Source organism: Polaromonas sp. DSP2-3-2b2 (assembly GCF_049895905.1).
GTDB lineage: Bacteria > Pseudomonadota > Gammaproteobacteria > Burkholderiales > Burkholderiaceae_C > Polaromonas.
This window is the reverse complement of sequence record NZ_JAFCTH010000002.1, coordinates 202,353-218,855: the sequence shown is the minus strand read 5'-3', so window position 1 is coordinate 218,855 and position 16,503 is coordinate 202,353. Positions and strand designations below refer to the sequence as shown.

The following is a 16,503-nucleotide window of genomic DNA, read 5'->3' as shown; positions in this document are numbered from 1 at the left end:
GCGCAAGCAGCTATCAATTCAGGATCAAAAACCGCCGGCCGCCCGACGATCTGATGCGCGGTCAAGCGGCCACGGGTTCCAGCAGCGCGCCAGCGGCAATGTCCAGCGAACGCAGCCGCAAGGCCGGGTTGTAAATGTCGCAGACCAGCATGAATTCGTCAGCATCCGTGGCTTGCGCCAGCGCGTTCAGGCCTTCGCGCACAGTGTCGGGCCCGCCAATGACGGCAGCGGCCAGAAAGTCGGCGATGGCGGCGCGCTCCTGCGGATGCCGCTGGGCCAGGAAGTTGGCCACCGGCGGCTGCAGGCCACCCCTGGCGCCGGTCAGGATGCCGAGCACCCGCTGGTAGGTGCTGCTCGCCAGGTACTCGGCTTCTTCGTCGGTCGGCGCGGCGATCAGCGGAACGCCAATCGTCACATAGGGTTTGGCCAGCGTGGCCGATGGCCGGAAATGCTGGCGGTACAAAGCAATCGCCTGCCGTAAAAGGCGCGGCGCGAAATGCGAGGCAAACGCATAAGGCAGGCCGCGCTCGGCCGCCAGCTGCGCCGAAAACAGGCTCGAGCCCAGCAGCCAGATCGGCACATTGGTGCCGGCGCCCGGCATGGCGATCAGCCGCTGGCCGGGCTGCGCCGGCCCCAGCAGGCGCTGCAGCTCGGCCACGTCCTGCGGAAAATCCTCAGCCGTCTCGGTCCGTTCACGGCGCAGCGCGCGCATGGTGGCTTGGTCGGTGCCGGGCGCGCGGCCCAGGCCCAGGTCGATGCGGTCCGGGTACAGCTCGGCCAGCGTGCCGAAGGCCTCGGCCACCACCAGCGGCGCATGGTTGGGCAGCATCACACCGCCCGAGCCCACGCGCATGGTGCGGGTGCCGCCGGCAATATAGCCGACCAGCACGGCCGTGGCCGAACTGGCAATGCCGGCCATGTTGTGGTGTTCAGCCAGCCAGTAGCGCTTGAAGCCGAGCCGTTCGGCGTGCTGCGCGGTGCGCAAGGCGATGGCCAATGCGTCAGCCACGGTGCCGCCTTCGCGCACGGAAACCAGGTCGAGCATCGACAGGGCGATGTTGTTAAGTTCTTTCATGAAAACAATTGTCCTGCGTTGCCCTTGTCCGCGCAGGGAGGAGGGCACTGGCTTTACGTCGTGGCCGTATCGAAGTTCCTGGAATCACCAGCTTTTTCGTCTTGAACCGCATCAAGAGCCTGCCGGCAATTTATTCCTTCAAAGCCGCAGCGCCTGCCCGTAGCCTGTCATTTCCATATAGCCCATGCCTACCGGCCGGCCCCGGCTGTCCGCCAGTTCGCTCAGCCCTTCCCAGTAGACCGAGCCGGTGGAGTTGCGGCTGTCAAGTTCCTGGCTGTCGAGCAGTGCCTTGACGGCGTAACTGTCTCCGGGCGTGCGGATTGCCCATTCGACCGGGTAGGTGATCTGTGTCAAGGGGCTGGTCCAGCTTCGAAGCGGCCTGAAATCGACTTCGCCATGGTTGAAGACGCGCAAGCCGCCCGCCGCCGTGCGCAAAGAGCCGCCGGTCCAGACCGCTTTGCCGTCCTTGTCGCGCAGCCGGAAGGCGGTCAGGGCGCTGCCATCGTCCAGGTTCATGCCGATCCAGTCCCAGCCGACGGCGCTCGGGTGCAGCAGTTCCTGGCTCCATTCATGGTCCAGCCAGGCCTTGCCGGTGACGGCAAAGGCCTGGCCCTTGAGCTGCAGCGTGCCGCTGGCGGCCAGCTGGGGCTGGGAATAGTAGTAACTGGCCTGCTTTTCCTCCGGCCCCTTGCGCGACAGGCCTTGCGCGCCCTGGAGCAGCACGGCTTGCGTTTCCCTGAACTGCAGGCTGATTGAAAAGTCGGTTGCCGGCAGTTTTGCGGTGTAGCTGCCACCGGCGGCGCTCAGGGTCCAGTCGCGCAGCTTGATGTCCATGTCCTGCTCGCTGGCCGACGCCACCTCGAAGCCGGCGCGTGCAATGCGCTGGTCGTGCCAGAGTTTCTTGCCCTGCACGTCGGTGATGGCGGCATGCGCGAAGATCAGTTGCCGGGCTGCAAATTTCGACGCCATCGCCTGCGTGCCTTCCACCCGCGAGCGAAAGAAGGTGAGCTGAAAGCCAAAACTGCGCGGGGCCGACGTTCCCGAAACGGCGTGGCCGGTGATGTACCACCACTCGGTGCGAAAGTCGGGGTGCGATCCCCGGTCGCGCGGGAAGGCCAGCGTTTTCAGGGGAAGGGCATGCGCGGTTCCTGTCCATCCCGGCATGCTTGAGAAACCTGCCAGGCTGACCAGCAGCAATCGTCGTCGATCAAGGGTGTTGAGCAAAGCCATGAGATTGATTTTCGCAGCAAGACCGCCACGCCCGGTCAGCGCAGGGGATTTGTCACTGGCTGATTTTCCGGGCTTCCTCGACCTGGTATTCAAAGTAGCGCTGAAAGCTAAACACAATGCTCGACATCAGGGCAATCGTGCCAAACAGCAAGGCAAACACAATGGCGCCAATCGTCAGCCAGTTGGTTTTGCCCGCTGTTGTATCGGGCGCGGCGGGATTGTGCATGACGTTCCATTTTTCAGGCGACGTCAAGCCGTAATAAATGCCTGTCAGCGCCGTGCCGGCCAGTGTGAAACCCAGCAGGGGAATCAGCACCCAGGCCAGATGGTCGTCTTGGCCATACATTTGCACCCTTTGGACACCCCACCAGCCCAGTGCGGCGACGACAGGGTGCGCCCACGCTAAAGCGTCGCGCCAGCCATACAGGTAGAGGCGGTGCAGCCCCAGCTGACCACCGATGAACGCCAGCCAGGTCGCGATAGTTTTGTTTTTTGGAGTGGGAAGATGCATGCGCTGAATTATGAAGTCGGCGCCTCCAGCGGCGGCTGCGTGCCCCCAGCGCCCAGGGTCTTTTGCATGATCACGATATCGCGCCAGGCGCCAAGTTTCCAGCCGCAGGCCTCAACGATGCCCACCTGCGTGAAGCCCAGCGCCCGGTGCACGCCCACCGACCCGGCATTGGCCGAATCGCCGATGATGGCCATGACCTTGCGAATGCCTGCTGCCTCGCAGCGCACCAGCAGTTCTGCCAGCAAGGCGCGGCCCAGCCCCTTGCGGTGCAGCTCGGGTGCAAGGTAAATCGAGTCTTCCACCGAATACCGGTAAGCCGGTCGCGGCTTGAACCAGTTGCCGTAGGCAAAGCCCAGAATTTCTCCGTCTTGCTCTGCCACCAGATAGGGCAGGCCTTTGGACAATACATCGGCCCTCCGAAATGCCATGTCTGCGGCATTGGGTGGCTCGGTTTCAAAGGTGCCGGTGCCGTGCAGCACATGGTGGGAATAAATGGCGGTGATGGCGCAAATGTCTTCGTCGCGGCTGGGGCGTATAAGAGGCATGCTGGATTACAGGTAGGTTGTGTCAGGTTTTGCGGCCGGCGGTGCCGGCTGCAGAGATGATTTTCCACTGAAAAGGCGCGTCAGTAACGTCGCAAGCTATAATCGCAGGCTTTGCAGCATTTCGCTGGCCGGGTGGCCATGTCGTGTGTCTCAAGCGCTGCAGGAATACTGGGGTTATTTTTTACCCCGCCACCCAAGGATTAATCATGGTCGTCATCCGGCTTTCACGCGGCGGTTCCAAACACCGTCCATTTTTTAACATCGTAGTAGCTGACAAGCGCGTTCGCCGCGACGGTCGCTTTATCGAACGCATCGGTTTTTACAATCCGATTGCCAAGGGCGGCGAAGAAGGCCTGCGCATCGTGCAGGATCGTCTGACCCACTGGATCGGTGTTGGCGCCCAGACATCCCCAACCGTCCTGCGCCTGATCAAGCAAGGCGGCGCTTCGGTTGCAGTTTCTGCCGCTGAATTGCCTGCTGAAGTCGCAGCAGCCTGATTTAGGCATTTTCCGATGATGCCTGGCCTTCCACCGTCTGCGGGTTTGACACCGTCAAAGCTGCCTGAAGACGCGATCGAGGTCGGGCGCATTCTGGACGCGTGGGGCGTCAAGGGCTGGCTCAAGGTCCTGCCGCACAGCAACGATCCGGAAGCGCTTCTTTCCGCTCAAACCTGGTACCTGCAGGCGCCTGACGCCAAGTTCCGTCCCGGTTTCAGCCTTTTTTCCGGCACCGTCTCCCTTAAGGTGGACGAGTCCAAAATTCATTCAGGCTCGGTGGTTGTCAAGTTCACCGGCTTGGATGACCGAACTCCTGCCGAAGCCTTGCGCGGTTCCCGGATATTCCTTTCGCGCAGCAGCTTTCCCGCAGCTTCGTCCGACGAGTATTACTGGGTCGATCTGATCGGCCTGAACGTGGTGAATCGCGATGGCATTGCCCTGGGCTGTGTTCGCGACCTGATGACGACCGGCCCTCAATCGGTGCTGTGCATCGAATACACCTGCACGCAGGAAGACGGCACCACCACCGCAGCCGAACGCATGATTCCGTTTGTCGCCGCCTATGTCGACAAGGTCGACATAGGCGGCAAGCGCATCACCGTTGACTGGCAACCCGACTATTGAGGCTTGATGCTGTGAGGCATTGTGCCCTGCTGTATTCTGCTTTTTGTGTTCCGGCATTCAAAGTAGGTTTTCATGCGCTTTGATGTCATTACCCTGTTTCCCGAGCTTTTCGCTCCGTTCCTGACCAGCGGCGTGACGCGTCGTGCCTATGAATCCGATCTGGTCGAGATCAAGCTCTGGAATCCGCGCGACTTTGCCGATGGTCATTACCGAAGGGTCGACGATCGTCCCTTTGGGGGCGGTCCGGGCATGGTCATGCTGGCCGAGCCGCTCACGCTGTGCCTCGAAAGCATTCGCGCTGACCGTGTTGCTCGCGGCACACCCGATGCGCCCACGGTTCTTTTTTCCCCTGTCGGCGACGTGCTGACCCATGCCGGGGTCGAGCGTTGGGCAACTTGCGGCAGCGGTGCCGTGCTGATCTGCGGCCGCTACGAAGGGCTGGACCAGCGTTTCATCGACACCCATGTCGATCTTCAGATCAGCTTGGGCGACTTCGTGCTCTCGGGCGGCGAAATTGCCGCCATGGCCTTGCTCGATGCAGTGGCCAGGCTTCAGCCCGGCGTGCTGAACGACGAGGGCAGCCACCAAATGGACAGTTTCAATCCGGCACTCGATGGCCTACTGGACTGCCCCCACTACACCCGTCCAGAATCCTGGCGCGGCCAGTCGGTGCCGCCTGTTCTGATGTCGGGCAATCACGCACAGATAGAGCGCTGGCGGCGCGAGCAGCGGCTTGCCTTGAGCCAGCGCCAGCGTCCGGAACTGGTCCGGGCGGCCCGCAGGGCAGGGAACTTGGGAAAAAGCGATGAGGCTTTTCTGTCTGATCTACCCAAAAGTCCGGACGTGGATGCCTGAATTGCTATAATCGCAGGCTTTTCGATCCTCTGGCGGCCACTGCAACCACTTGATTCGTTTTTGAATCAATCTCTGGATTTGCGGTCTTTAGCGTAGCGCGTGCATGAGCGAAATAAAGTTAGATGGAAAAATCATGAATCTGATCCAGACCCTCGAGCAGGAAGAAATTGCCCGCTTGAACAAGACCATTCCCGTTTACGCGCCTGGCGATACCGTCATCGTGAGCGTGAACGTGGTTGAAGGCACGCGCAAACGTTTGCAGGCTTTTGAAGGTGTTGTGATTGCCAAGCGCAATCGCGGCCTCAACTCCAGCTTCATCGTTCGCAAGATCTCCAATGGCGAAGGCGTCGAGCGCACTTTCCAGGTGTACAGCCCGCTGATCGCCAAGATTGAAGTCAAGCGCAAAGGTGACGTGCGTCGTGCCAAGCTGTACTACCTGCGTAGCCGCAGCGGCAAGTCGGCGCGTATCAAGGAAAAGCTGGGTGTCAAGGCTGTCAAGGCCGTGCAGCCCGCACAGGCTGCGTAACAGCACCTGTCAAGCAACTTTTGCTTTTGAAAAGCCGCTCCCCCGAGCGGCTTTTTTTATGCTTGTTATCTTGTCTTTCCATGAAACCCGCCAAGCCTTCCTCCCTGCCCGTGTTCGATCCGCGCTCCATTCCGGTGCTGGGCATCGACAGCCACCTGGCCGACGTTGCCGCCGACCGGCTCACGCCGCAAGCGCTGCGCGACCGCTTCCGTCATCCGCCGATGTGGGCGCCCGAGCACAGCGTGGAAAAAAGCTTTTCCGACCGGCAACCGGCGCTGGCTGCGGTCTTGCTGCCTTTGGTGATGCGCGACGAACTCACGCTGCTGCTGACCGAGCGCTCGACCAACCTGTCCACGCATTCGGGCCAGATCGCCTTTCCGGGCGGCCGCACCGACGACACCGACCACGATGCGGTCGACACCGCACTGCGGGAAGCGCACGAGGAAATAGCCTTGCCGCGCCACCATGTCGAGGTGCTGGGCACCTTGCCGACCTATATCACCGGATCGGCCTTCATCATCACGCCGGTGGTGGCGCTCATCAAGCCGGGCTTTCAGCTGCATCCCAACCCGGGAGAAGTGGCCGATGTGTTTGAAGTGCCGCTCAGGTTCCTGATGAACCCCGCGCACCACCAGCGCCATGAAACAGAGTTCAACGGCGTGCTCCGCCAGTGGCTGTCCATGCCCTACAGCGACCCGATGAGCCAGACGGCGGGCAGTGAAATCAGGGAGCGCTATATCTGGGGTGCAACGGCGGGCATGCTGCGAAACTTCTACCATTTTCTCAGCGCTTGAACTAACAGCCACCGGAGAGCAGCGAACCACAAGCAGTGGTAAGCAGTGTCGCAAAAAGTGCCCAAGGTCTATGGGCCCTCCATGCCAATCAGGGCCGTGGAACCGGCTTCGCCGGGCCACAGGCGCAGTGGCCCCCTCGGGGGGCAGCGACCCGCGCAGCGGTGGAGCGCGGGGGTCCGTTATGATTTGCCATGAGTTTTTTTGCCGTTTTGTTTGCATTGATTCTGGAGCAAGCCCGCCCACTGGCCCGTGGCAACTGGGTGCATGCGGCTTTTCTAGGCTGGGCCCGCTGGGGCCATCGCAGCCTGGATGCCGGCAAGCTGCATCACGGATGGATCACCTGGGTTTTTGCCGTCATGGTGCCCACGCTGCTGACACTGCTGGTGCACTGGCTGCTGTGGCAGGTCAACATCCTGCTGGCCTTCGCTTGGAGCGTGGCGGTCCTGTATGTCACGCTGGGTTTCCGGCAGTTCAGCCACTACTTCACCGACATTCGCAATGCGCTGGACGACGGCAACGAAGACCTGGCCCGCGAACTGCTGGCTGAATGGCGTCAGGTGGATGCCAGCGAATTGCCGCGCAGCGAAATCGTTCGCCATGTAATCGAATACTCAGTGCTTGCCGCGCACCGCCATGTGTTTGGCGTGCTCGGCTGGTTTTCGGTGCTGGCCGCTTTCGGATTCGGGCCGGCTGGTGCGGTGCTTTACCGTACGAGCGAATTTTTGGCGCGCTACTGGAACTACAAGAGCAGAACGCCGGGGGAGGGCGCCAGCCCGGCCCTTCAGCAGGTGGCAAATAGCGCTTGGGGCGTCATCGATTTCTTGCCTTCGCGCATCACGTCGCTGGGCTTTGCCGTGGTCGGCAGTTTCGAGGACGCCATCGACTCGTGGCGCCATTACACCCAGCGCTTTCCCGCTGGTGCCGCCCTCGCCACGGCAAGCCGCAACGACGGGCTGATCCTGGCAGCCACCTCGGGTGCGGTGAATGTGCGGCTTGGCAGCGTGGCGCTCGATGCCGTGCTGGTTTCCGCTGCCTCACAGGAGTTCGAGGTGGGTGGACTGGCCGACATCGACGATGCCGTCGTCTCCGCGTCAACGCCCTGCCGCGAGCCCGAGGTGGCCCACCTGCGCAGCGTCGTCGGCCTGGTCTGGCGTTCGGTGGTGCTGTGGATGGTGCTGCTGGCGCTGCTGACGCTGGCACGACTGCTGGGATAGCAAGCGCAAGCGGCCAGCCGGCCGCCGTTTTCAGTATCGGGTCTGTGACAACTCTTCAAATAGTTCACTATATAAACGATAGCGTGCAGCGCTTATGCTGCTAGCGTGAACAGTCGATTTGACCTCTAAAATAACGCCGCAGCCCGGTTCGTGCAGATGCGTGCAGTTGTAGAACTTGCAGTCTTGCGCATGCGCCTTGAAGTCAGGCATGTAGTTGGCCAGCTGCATCGGCTCGATGTGGTTCAGGCCAAACTCCTGAAAGCCCGGCGAGTCGATCAGCGCCGTCGTCCTGGCTTCATCGACCCAGTAGAGCGTCGTGCTGGTGGTGGTGTGCTTGCCGGAGTTCAGAGCCTGCGAAATCTCGGCGGTCAACACCTTGGCCTGCGGCACCAGCAGGTTGGTCAGGCTGCTTTTGCCGGCGCCGGACGGGCCGAGTACCAGCGTTTTCTTGTTTTGCAGCAATTCCATCAGTTCGCGGGTCTGTCCCGCATCTTCAGGCGCCGTCGAGCCTTGGGGCTTGATTGCCAGCGCTAGCATCTGGTAGCCCATGGTGCGGTAGGGTGCCAGCTTGGTCCAGGCCCGGCCGAAGGGCTCGGCCAGATCGCTCTTGTTCAGCGCGATGATGGGTTTGATGCGCTCGGCTTCCGCCGCGATCAGTGCGCGTGTCAGCTGGCTTTCCGAGAATTCAGGTTCTGCGGCAATCAGGATCAGCACCTGGTCGAGGTTGGCAGCGAACGACTTGGTGCGCATCTCGTCCTGGCGGTAAAACAGGTTGCTGCGCTCCTCGATTTTCTCGATCGTGCCTTCGTCCTGCGACGGCAGCCAGCGAATGCGGTCGCCAACGACCACCTGGCTTTTCTTGCCGCGCGGATGGCAGATCACGCGCTGGCCGGATTCGGTTTCGACCATCACATGCCGGCCGAAACCGGCCACCACCAAGCCCTGCCGGGTGCCTGCCAGCGGCGCTGCGCCGGCCCGTGCCGTGCGTGCGGGCTTGCTCAAGCGAGCAAGGCGTCAACCTTCGACGCACAGAAAAAATCGCTGACCGAAATGCCCTTGACATCGTGCGTGTTGAAGCGCACCTTGCACTGGCCGTAGCTCGCTTCAAGGTCGGGATGGTGGTCTTCCGCGTTGGCGATGAACGCCACCGCATTCACAAAACCGATGGTTTCGTAAAAATTTTTGAATTTGAAGGTTTTCTCCAGCGCGCCGTCGATCAGCCGCCAGCCCAAGGCTTGCTCGCCGTTGAGCTTGCTCAGCTGGGTGACGATTTCGGTGGCGCTCAAGGCGCGCCGGTTTTGATGGATGGGGTTGCTCATGCGGCTGCGCTTTCAGGGGAAGGGGTCATGGGGGACATGCGTCCCAGCCGCTCGGAAGCGGGCGGATGGGAATAGTAGAACTTCACAAACACCGGGTCAGGCGTGAGCGTGCTGGCATTGTCCTTGTAAAGCTTGAGCAGCGCGCTTTGCAGGTCGCGGCCGTCAGTCTGCGAGATGGCGTAGGCGTCGGCCTCGAACTCATGCTTGCGCGACGACTGCGCCATGAGCGGGGAAATGAAGAAGCTGAACAGCGGCACCACCATCAGGAACAGCAGCAGCGCCAGCGCATCGTTGCTGCCCGTCAGGTTCGGCCGTACGCTGAGCCCGGTGTAAAACCAGACCTGGGTTGACAGCCAGCCCAGCAGCGCGAACCCGACCAGGCTCATGGCAAACATCACGCCGATGCGCTTGATGATGTGCTTGTGCTTGAAATGACCCAGTTCATGCGCCAGCACCGCATCGACCTCGGCCGGATTGAGTTGCTTGAGTAAGGTGTCATAAAACACCACCCGCTTGGCCGCGCCAAAGCCGGTGAAATAGGCGTTGGCATGCGCCGAGCGTTTGCTGCCGTCCATCACGAACAAACCCTTGGCGGCAAAGCCGCAGCGCTGCATCAGCGCCGTGACGCGCGCCTTCAGCGCCTCGTCGTCGAGCGGCTTGAACTTGTTGAACAGCGGCGCAATCACCGTTGGAAACAACACCAGCACCAGCAGGTTGAAGCCCATCCAGACCACCCAAGTCCACAGCCACCACAGCGTGCCCGCGCTGCCCATCAGCCACAGGATCAGCGCCACGATGGGCAGGCCAACGACCGCGCCGACAGCGGTGGACTTGACCAGGTCGGCTAGATACAGCTTGAGCGTCATCTTGTTGAAGCCAAAGCGTTCTTCAAGCCGGAAGGTCTTGTACAGCGTGAACGGCAGGTCAAGCAGGCCGCTGATCAGGCCGAATGCCGCGAGCAGCGCCAGTTGCGGCACCAACGTGCCGTAGTCGGCCAGGCCCGAGCGCATCACAACCTGGTTCAGCGTGTCGATGCCGCCCAGCAGCGTCCAGCCCAGCAGCAGCGCGGCGGCGAATGCCATTTCCAGCATGCCCAGGCGTGTCTTGGCAATCGTGTAGTCAGCAGCCTTCTGATGCGAGGGCAAGCTGATGGTGGAAGCGAAAGCGGCCGGTACCTGGTTGCGATGCTGCGCGACATGGCGGATCTGCCGCGTGGCTAGGTAGAACTTCGTCAGCAGTCCCAGCACGAGCAGGGCTGCGAACAGCAGGGTGAATACAAGGGAGGGGTCAGTCATGGGGAAGAGTTTAGGCGATAGGCGAGAATCGTAAGATGTTAGAGACTGAACCCTTATTGAAGAAATCCGACCAGAACCTGGTCTGGCTTGACTGTGAAATGACGGGGCTCGACCCCGAAAAGGAACGCATCATTGAAATTGCCGTGGTCGTGACCGGCCCGCAGCTTACGCCGCGCATCGAAGGCCCGGTGCTGGCGATTTATCAATCGAACGAATTGCTCGACCAGATGGACAAGTGGAACAAGGGCACGCATGGCCGCAGCGGCCTGATCGACAAGGTAAAGGCCAGCACGGTGAACGAGGAAGACGCGCAGGCGCAGTTGCTGGCCTTCCTGGCGCATTACGTGCCCAAGGGCAAAACGCCCATGTGCGGCAACACCATTGGCCAGGACCGGCGCTTTCTGGTCAAGTACATGCCTAAACTGGAAACGTTTTTTCATTACCGCAATGTCGATGTCAGCACCTTCAAGGAACTCGCCAAGCGCTGGCGGCCCGAGGTGTACAGCGCTTTCAAGAAGCGCCAGAGCCACACGGCGCTGGCCGATGTGCATGAGTCCATAGACGAGCTGCAGCATTACCGGGAGCATTTCCTCAAGTGAATTTCAATTGTTTTGGCCTTTTCCGCATAGGGGGCGGGCGGTTCAAGCTATTGAAATGGTAGCGAAAGCGCGCACTGATATTGAGTATCGAAGCTGATGAATTACTGCAACAACATTGATTTATAAAGGCTAACTGGTAGAAACCCTGCAAACCATGCCATAATCATGGGCTTGCAGTTGCACACCGTGCTAACCGCATTTGTACATCTACCTCACACTTTTGGACTCTATTTTCAGAGTCACCGCATCAAGGCAGTTCCGCTTTTGATCCGCATATTCGTTTGATGGTTGATGTTTTATTAACCATGAACGAAGCCTTCCGCATCGCGGGGGTGGAGTTTCCTGTTCATTCGCCACAAACGAAGCGGGCAGGGGATTAGTGAGAAGAAAACATGACTGACTCTTTTGAGACTCGCGGCGACTCTACGTCCGACGCTATCGATACCATTTCCGACCTGGAAATCCACGTGATTCCCGACTTTTCGTCCGACGAGCCGGTTGCCGTGGCAACCTCGCTGGAAGCCGTTGTCGCCGAGCCTAATGGCTTTGTGAAGCTCGGCCTGGCCAAGGAACTGCTGCAAGCCGTTGCCGACATGGGCTTCACCCAGCCGACTTCGGTGCAGATGGCGACCATCCCCAAGGCCATGCAAGCCCTGGATGCCGACCCGAAAGCACCAAAATTCACCGACCTGCTGGTGTCCAGCCAGACCGGTAGCGGCAAGACCGCAGCGTTTTTGCTGCCCGTGCTGCACACCCTGCTGAAACAGCAGGAAGAAGCCGAGCGTAATGAGCGCGCCGAATTCGAACGCCTGAGCGCAGAAGCTGTCGCCCGTGGCGAAGCGCCGATGAAAAAGCCAAAGCGCAAGGACCCGACCAACATGCGCAATTTCAAGGCCGCCACCCCCGGCGCCCTGATCCTGTGCCCGACCCGAGAACTGGCCCAGCAAGTTTGCGCCGATGCGATTGACCTGGTTCGCCATTGCCGCGGCCTGCGCGTTGCCAACGTCGTTGGCGGCATTCCTTACCAGCTGCAAATCGCCAAGCTGCAAAATGCCGACCTCGTCGTGGCCACGCCCGGCCGTCTGCTCGACTTGCAGCGCAGCATGCAGATCAAGCTTGATCAGGTGCAATTTCTGGTGGTGGACGAAGCCGACCGCATGCTGGACCTTGGCTTTGCCGACGACCTGACTGAAGTCAACCAGCTCACCATCGAGCGCAAGCAGACCATGATGTTCAGCGCCACCTTCGCGCCGCGCATCATGCAACTCGCGACCCGCGTGATGCGTCAGCCGCAGCGCGTCGAGATCGACTCGCCGCACGAAAAGCATGCATCGATTACCCAGTCACTGCTGTGGGCTGACAACATGACCCACAAGCGCAAGCTGCTGGACCACTGGCTGCGCGACACCACCATCAACCAGGCGATCGTTTTTGCCTGCACGCAGGTGGAATGTGACGGCCTGGCCAATGACCTGGTGCAAGAAGGTTTCAGCGCCGTGGCGCTGCATGGCGCGCTGGGCCAGGGCCTGCGCAACCGCCGCCTGATGGCTTTCCGTGACGGCCGCGTGCAGATTCTGGTCGCTACCGATGTGGCTGCCCGTGGTCTGGACGTTCCGACCATCACCCACGTCATCAACTACGGCCTGCCGATGAAAGCCGAAGATTATGTGCACCGCATTGGCCGCACCGGCCGTGCCGGTCGCGAAGGTCAGGCGATCACGATCGCCGAATTCCGCGACCGCCGCAAGATCCAGGACATCGAGCACTACACCCAGCAAAACCTCAAGGCCAGCACCATCCCCGGCCTGGAGCCACAGCAGCGTTTCGCGCCGACCTCCGAGCGCCCACGCGGTAATTTCGGCGGTGGCCGTGATGACCGTGGCGGCGGCCGCAGCTTCGGCGGCGGTGGTGGCGACCGTGGCGGTTTCGGCGGTCGCAAGCCAGCCGGTGGCGGTTTTGGCGGCGGCAATGCAGGAAGCTTTGGCGGCAACCGTGACGACCGTGGTGGTTTCGGCGGCAATCGTGACGCTGGCGCTTTCCAGGGCCGTCCACCAGCACCGCAGGGCAATAACTACGCTGACCGTTCCGGTTTCAATGACCGCAACGCCCGCCGCCCTGACGACCGTGGTTTCGGCGGCGGCAACAGCAACGCCGGTTTTGCACCGCGTGATGACCGCAACTTTGGCGGCGGCAACGAAGGCTTTGCGCCGCGTGGCGATTTTGCGGACCGCAAGCCCGCTTTCGCCCGCCCGGCTGGCAAGGTGTTCGTTCCCCGCGATGCGGCTAAAAAGCCGGCTGGTAAGTTCACCAAGCCTTTTCGTGATTGATCGCGACCAAGCATGATGCGGAGCTGCTGATCATTTATTGATCAGCCTTCCAGTCAAAAGGCCGCTGCGAACCTAAAGGTTGGCAGCGGCCTTTTTCGTGGGCGCCATGCCAAGATGTGGCTTTCGCCAACAGAGAAACGAGACGCCCATGAACCGTATCGCATCAGGCTGGAATCTGCAGTGGCTGGACAGCATGTACAACAACCGGCTTCTTGTGCCCGACCATGCCGTGCATTTCACGCGCTGGGCGAAAGAATCCGAAAGCGCGCGTGAACGGCTGGCTTGCCAGCTGGACCTAGCCTACGGCAACCAGCCCGGCGAAACGCTGGATATCTTTCCGGCCAGCGAAACCCATGCACGGGACAAGGCGCCGGTGCTGGTGTTCATCCACGGCGGCTACTGGCGCAGTCTGGACAAGGCCGACCATTCCTTCATTGCGCCGCCATTCACGCAGGCCGGTGCTTGCGTCGTCGTGCTCAACTATGCCTTGTGCCCTGCCGTGACTGTTCCGCAGATCGTTCAGCAGATGGCCAATGCCCTGGAATGGATCTGGCGAAAAATGGGCGAATTTGGCGGCGACCCCGAACGCATCACCGTGGCTGGCCATTCGGCGGGAGGCCACCTGGCGGCCATGCTGCTGGCCACTGACTGGTCAGCGCATGCGCCCGATCTGCCGCCGGGCTTGGTCAAAAATGCCCTGTCGATCTCAGGCCTGTACGACCTGGAGCCGATTCGCCTGACGCCTTTTTTAAAGGATTTGAGCCTGACACCCGAACAGGTTCGCCAGGCCAGTCCGGTCCTGCTGCCGCGCCCGCCGCAAGGCAAGCTTTGCAGCGTGGCAGGGGGCGACGAAAGCGATGAATTCCTGCGGCAGAACCGCTTGATCCAGCAAGCCTGGGGTCTTGAAACCGTTCCCGTCTGCGAATCGCTGCCGGGCCTGAATCATTTCAGCATTCTCGAAGCCTTGACTCAAGCTTCGCACTGCCTGCACCAACTGGCGCTTGAACTGCTCGGCCTTGAACCAGCGCCGAGCCGCTGAAGCGCCGAGCAGGCTCACATCATCAGGTCTTCGTTCGAGTTCTTGCCGCCCAGCACCACATAGTTGACCTTGCGGATGTCCATGAGCCGGGTGCCGCCCGAGTAGCTGATGGCGCTTTGCACGTCTTCTTCCATCTCGCGCAGCGTATCGACCAGCTTGCCCTTGATCGGCTCCAGGATGCGCTTGCCTTCGACGTGCTTGTACTCGCCCTTGTTGAAGTCCGACGCGCTGCCGTAATATTCCTTGAACAGCTTGCCATCGACCTCGACCGTCTGTCCCGGGCTTTCCTCCAGGCCGGCCAGCATCGAGCCAATCATGACCATGGTGGCGCCAAAGCGGATCGACTTGGCGATGTCGCCATGCTCGCGGATGCCGCCGTCGGCAATGATCGGCTTGGTCGCCACGCGCGCGCACCACTTGAGCGCTGACAGTTGCCAGCCGCCGGTGCCAAAGCCGGTCTTCAGCTTGGTGATGCAGACTTTGCCCGGGCCAATGCCGATTTTGGTCGCGTCGGCGCCCCAGTTTTCCAGGTCGATCACCGCTTCGGGCGTGGCGACGTTGCCGGCGATCACGAACGATGCCGGCAGTCTTTCCTTCAGATAACCGATCATTCTCTGCACCGTGTCGGCATGGCCGTGGGCGATGTCGATGGTGATGTATTCCGGTATCAAGCCTTCGGCGACCAGCTGGTCCACCGTGTCGTAGTCGGGCTTTTTCACGCCCAGCGAGATCGACGCATACGCACCGCGGGCTTTCATGTTGCGCACAAACTGCAAATTGTCCAGGTCAAAGCGGTGCATGACATAAAAATAGCCATTTTTCGCCATCCAGACGCAGATGTCTTCGTTGACGACCGTTTTCATGTTCGCCGGCACTACCGGGATGCGAAAACTGCGCGCGCCCAGCGTCACGCTGGCGTTGCACTCGGCGCGGCTTTCCACGCGGCATTTGCGCGGCAGCAGCAGGATGTTGTCGTAGTCGAATATTTCCATGATTTTCCCAAGCTCCAGAAAGAAACTGTTGATGAACAGAAGGCGCTTGGACTGGCCGGTTTTCGGCGGGAACCTCACCGCAGTTGTGAAACTCCCATAAAAAAACCGGGCGCAATTGCTTGGGCCCGGTGACTGATTCTAAAGGCCTGGAAAACCGCCAGGCACTATCGGCTGCAATATCCTTGCGGTCCGTGTTTCAAGGAGCGATGCAGCGCGATTGCGCCGCCAGCAGCACCTGGCCTTTTTCATCCTCGACCCAGCCGATGACGCGCAGGCGCTCCGGATTGGCCGCCGGGGCAATGTTCATGGAGCGGCTTTCAAAGAATCTGTTTTGCTCATCTTTTGATAGCTGCTTGCGCCCGTCCCATGTGCGTGAAAGCACGTTTCGGACAAGATTTCGCTCCACGGGCGAGCCCTCAAGGCCGGCCGGCAGGGTTTCCACCAGCGCCAGCCACGCGCTCAAGGGCTGCCTGGCCGCTGGCGATACCGGCTTGAGTTCGATCGAGGCGCCCAGGTAATCGGCCACCGGCAAACCGTGGGCCACGCGCAAGCCCACGCCCTTGATGCCCTTGACCGCATGCACAACCGTCTGGCTTTTGGCTGGCACGCTTTGGCTGAGCGACTCCAGCCGGGCCAGCGCATCGCGCGTGGCCACGGCGGACAGCGGCGCGTCGTCGCCCTGGCTGCCAGGCGCGATCCAGTCCAGCGCGACGGCATTTCTTGCCGGTACCGGCGTGGACGGGTCGGCCCAGCAGGTGTCGCAGTCGGCGTTGATGAAACGCTCGATGAGCTGGACTGGCCGGCTCTGGCCGTCGCTGGCGCAAAACGATTGGGCCTGCGCTGGGGAAATGGACGCGGCCAAGGCTGCCGCAGCGAGCAATTGCGCGAAGAGAGGAGTTGAAAGGGTTGTCATGGGCAAAAAGGATTCGTCCGGGGCTTTTTAAACTGGGCCATGTTTTCATGGAGTCGCGCCATCATTCTTGTTTTTGACAAATCCTGCTGGCCTGCGCCGCAAAGCCCTGCGCCGGTTTCCTGCAAGTGCCGGCTTGACTCTTGAATGC

At 61.0% G+C, this 16,503-nt stretch carries 18 protein-coding genes; 9 read left to right on the top strand and 9 right to left on the bottom strand.

Going from position 1 to position 16,503, the window contains the following annotated elements; translation table 11 throughout:
* Positions 1-61: 61 nt before the first annotated feature.
* The 4 genes from ACP7AD_RS02980 to ACP7AD_RS02965 form a co-directional block, all read right to left on the bottom strand.
* Entirely contained in the window at positions 62-1,075 is a 1,014-nt protein-coding gene (locus ACP7AD_RS02980) for an LLM class flavin-dependent oxidoreductase (RefSeq protein WP_426144588.1), read from the bottom strand.
* A gap of 138 nt (positions 1,076-1,213) precedes the next feature.
* Positions 1,214-2,305 (bottom strand): lipocalin-like domain-containing protein, encoded by a 1,092-nt coding sequence (locus ACP7AD_RS02975; RefSeq protein WP_426144589.1) that lies wholly within the window; start codon positions 2,303-2,305, stop codon positions 1,214-1,216.
* Positions 2,306-2,357: 52 nt separating this feature from the next.
* The gene (locus ACP7AD_RS02970; protein ID WP_426144590.1) at positions 2,358-2,816 is read right to left on the bottom strand and encodes a hypothetical protein; all 459 of its coding nucleotides are present in this window, start codon (positions 2,814-2,816) and stop codon (positions 2,358-2,360) included.
* An 8-nt stretch (positions 2,817-2,824) separates the two neighbouring features.
* Entirely contained in the window at positions 2,825-3,361 is a 537-nt protein-coding gene (locus ACP7AD_RS02965; protein ID WP_426144591.1) for a GNAT family N-acetyltransferase, read from the bottom strand.
* A gap of 206 nt (positions 3,362-3,567) precedes the next feature.
* On the opposite strand from ACP7AD_RS02965, the gene rpsP reads away from it, so the two are divergent.
* The 6 genes from rpsP to ACP7AD_RS02935 all read left to right on the top strand — a co-directional run bounded on the left by rpsP (position 3,568) and on the right by ACP7AD_RS02935 (position 7,871).
* On the top strand, positions 3,568-3,858 hold the full coding sequence (gene rpsP, locus ACP7AD_RS02960; protein ID WP_426144592.1) for a 30S ribosomal protein S16: 291 nt from the start codon (positions 3,568-3,570) through the stop codon (positions 3,856-3,858).
* 15 nt (positions 3,859-3,873) lie between these two features.
* Positions 3,874-4,482 (top strand): ribosome maturation factor RimM, encoded by a 609-nt coding sequence (gene rimM, locus ACP7AD_RS02955; RefSeq protein ID WP_426144593.1) that lies wholly within the window; start codon positions 3,874-3,876, stop codon positions 4,480-4,482.
* 72 nt (positions 4,483-4,554) lie between these two features.
* Positions 4,555-5,337, top strand: coding sequence for a tRNA (guanosine(37)-N1)-methyltransferase TrmD (gene trmD, locus ACP7AD_RS02950; protein WP_426144594.1), 783 nt, complete (start codon positions 4,555-4,557; stop codon positions 5,335-5,337).
* Between the two features lie 133 nt (positions 5,338-5,470).
* Positions 5,471-5,863: a 50S ribosomal protein L19 gene (gene rplS / locus ACP7AD_RS02945; protein WP_029524412.1), complete on the top strand. Its 393-nt coding sequence runs from the start codon at positions 5,471-5,473 to the stop codon at positions 5,861-5,863.
* Positions 5,864-5,943: 80 nt separating this feature from the next.
* Positions 5,944-6,657 carry a CoA pyrophosphatase gene (locus tag ACP7AD_RS02940; RefSeq protein ID WP_426144595.1) on the top strand — a complete coding sequence of 238 codons (714 nt, stop codon included), beginning with the start codon at positions 5,944-5,946 and terminating at the stop codon, positions 6,655-6,657.
* Positions 6,658-6,848: 191 nt separating this feature from the next.
* Positions 6,849-7,871 carry a CobD/CbiB family protein gene (locus ACP7AD_RS02935; RefSeq protein ID WP_426144596.1) on the top strand — a complete coding sequence of 341 codons (1,023 nt, stop codon included), beginning with the start codon at positions 6,849-6,851 and terminating at the stop codon, positions 7,869-7,871.
* Between the two features lie 30 nt (positions 7,872-7,901).
* Here ACP7AD_RS02935 and rsgA read toward each other — a convergent pair whose 3' ends face one another.
* Genes rsgA through ACP7AD_RS02920 form a run of 3 tightly spaced genes read right to left on the bottom strand, consistent with a single transcriptional unit; the run spans position 7,902 to position 10,485 of the window.
* Positions 7,902-8,873 carry a ribosome small subunit-dependent GTPase A gene (rsgA, locus tag ACP7AD_RS02930; protein WP_426144597.1) on the bottom strand — a complete coding sequence of 324 codons (972 nt, stop codon included), beginning with the start codon at positions 8,871-8,873 and terminating at the stop codon, positions 7,902-7,904.
* Entirely contained in the window at positions 8,870-9,190 is a 321-nt protein-coding gene (locus ACP7AD_RS02925; RefSeq protein WP_426144598.1) for a 4a-hydroxytetrahydrobiopterin dehydratase, read from the bottom strand. The genes rsgA and ACP7AD_RS02925 overlap by 4 nt, the downstream gene beginning before the upstream one ends.
* Positions 9,187-10,485 (bottom strand): M48 family metallopeptidase, encoded by a 1,299-nt coding sequence (locus tag ACP7AD_RS02920; protein WP_426144599.1) that lies wholly within the window; start codon positions 10,483-10,485, stop codon positions 9,187-9,189. Before ACP7AD_RS02920 ends, ACP7AD_RS02925 begins: the two co-directional genes overlap by 4 nt.
* 35 nt (positions 10,486-10,520) lie before the next feature.
* Here ACP7AD_RS02920 and orn point away from each other — a divergent pair, with 35 nt between their 5' ends.
* The 3 genes from orn to ACP7AD_RS02905 all read left to right on the top strand — a co-directional run bounded on the left by orn (position 10,521) and on the right by ACP7AD_RS02905 (position 14,450).
* A complete protein-coding gene (gene orn / locus ACP7AD_RS02915) occupies positions 10,521-11,084 on the top strand; it encodes an oligoribonuclease (RefSeq protein WP_426144600.1) in 564 nt (187 codons plus the stop codon).
* Between the two features lie 392 nt (positions 11,085-11,476).
* On the top strand, positions 11,477-13,411 hold the full coding sequence (locus tag ACP7AD_RS02910; protein WP_426144601.1) for a DEAD/DEAH box helicase: 1,935 nt from the start codon (positions 11,477-11,479) through the stop codon (positions 13,409-13,411).
* A gap of 148 nt (positions 13,412-13,559) precedes the next feature.
* Complete coding sequence (locus tag ACP7AD_RS02905; protein ID WP_426144602.1) at positions 13,560-14,450, top strand: alpha/beta hydrolase; 891 nt, start codon at positions 13,560-13,562, stop codon at positions 14,448-14,450.
* A gap of 14 nt (positions 14,451-14,464) precedes the next feature.
* Here ACP7AD_RS02905 and ACP7AD_RS02900 read toward each other — a convergent pair whose 3' ends face one another.
* Together ACP7AD_RS02900 and ACP7AD_RS02895 are read right to left on the bottom strand one after the other, a co-directional pair.
* Positions 14,465-15,442, bottom strand: coding sequence for a GMP reductase (locus tag ACP7AD_RS02900; RefSeq protein WP_426144603.1), 978 nt, complete (start codon positions 15,440-15,442; stop codon positions 14,465-14,467).
* 196 nt (positions 15,443-15,638) lie between these two features.
* Positions 15,639-16,355 carry a hypothetical protein gene (locus tag ACP7AD_RS02895; protein ID WP_426144604.1) on the bottom strand — a complete coding sequence of 239 codons (717 nt, stop codon included), beginning with the start codon at positions 16,353-16,355 and terminating at the stop codon, positions 15,639-15,641.
* Positions 16,356-16,503 lie beyond the last annotated feature (148 nt).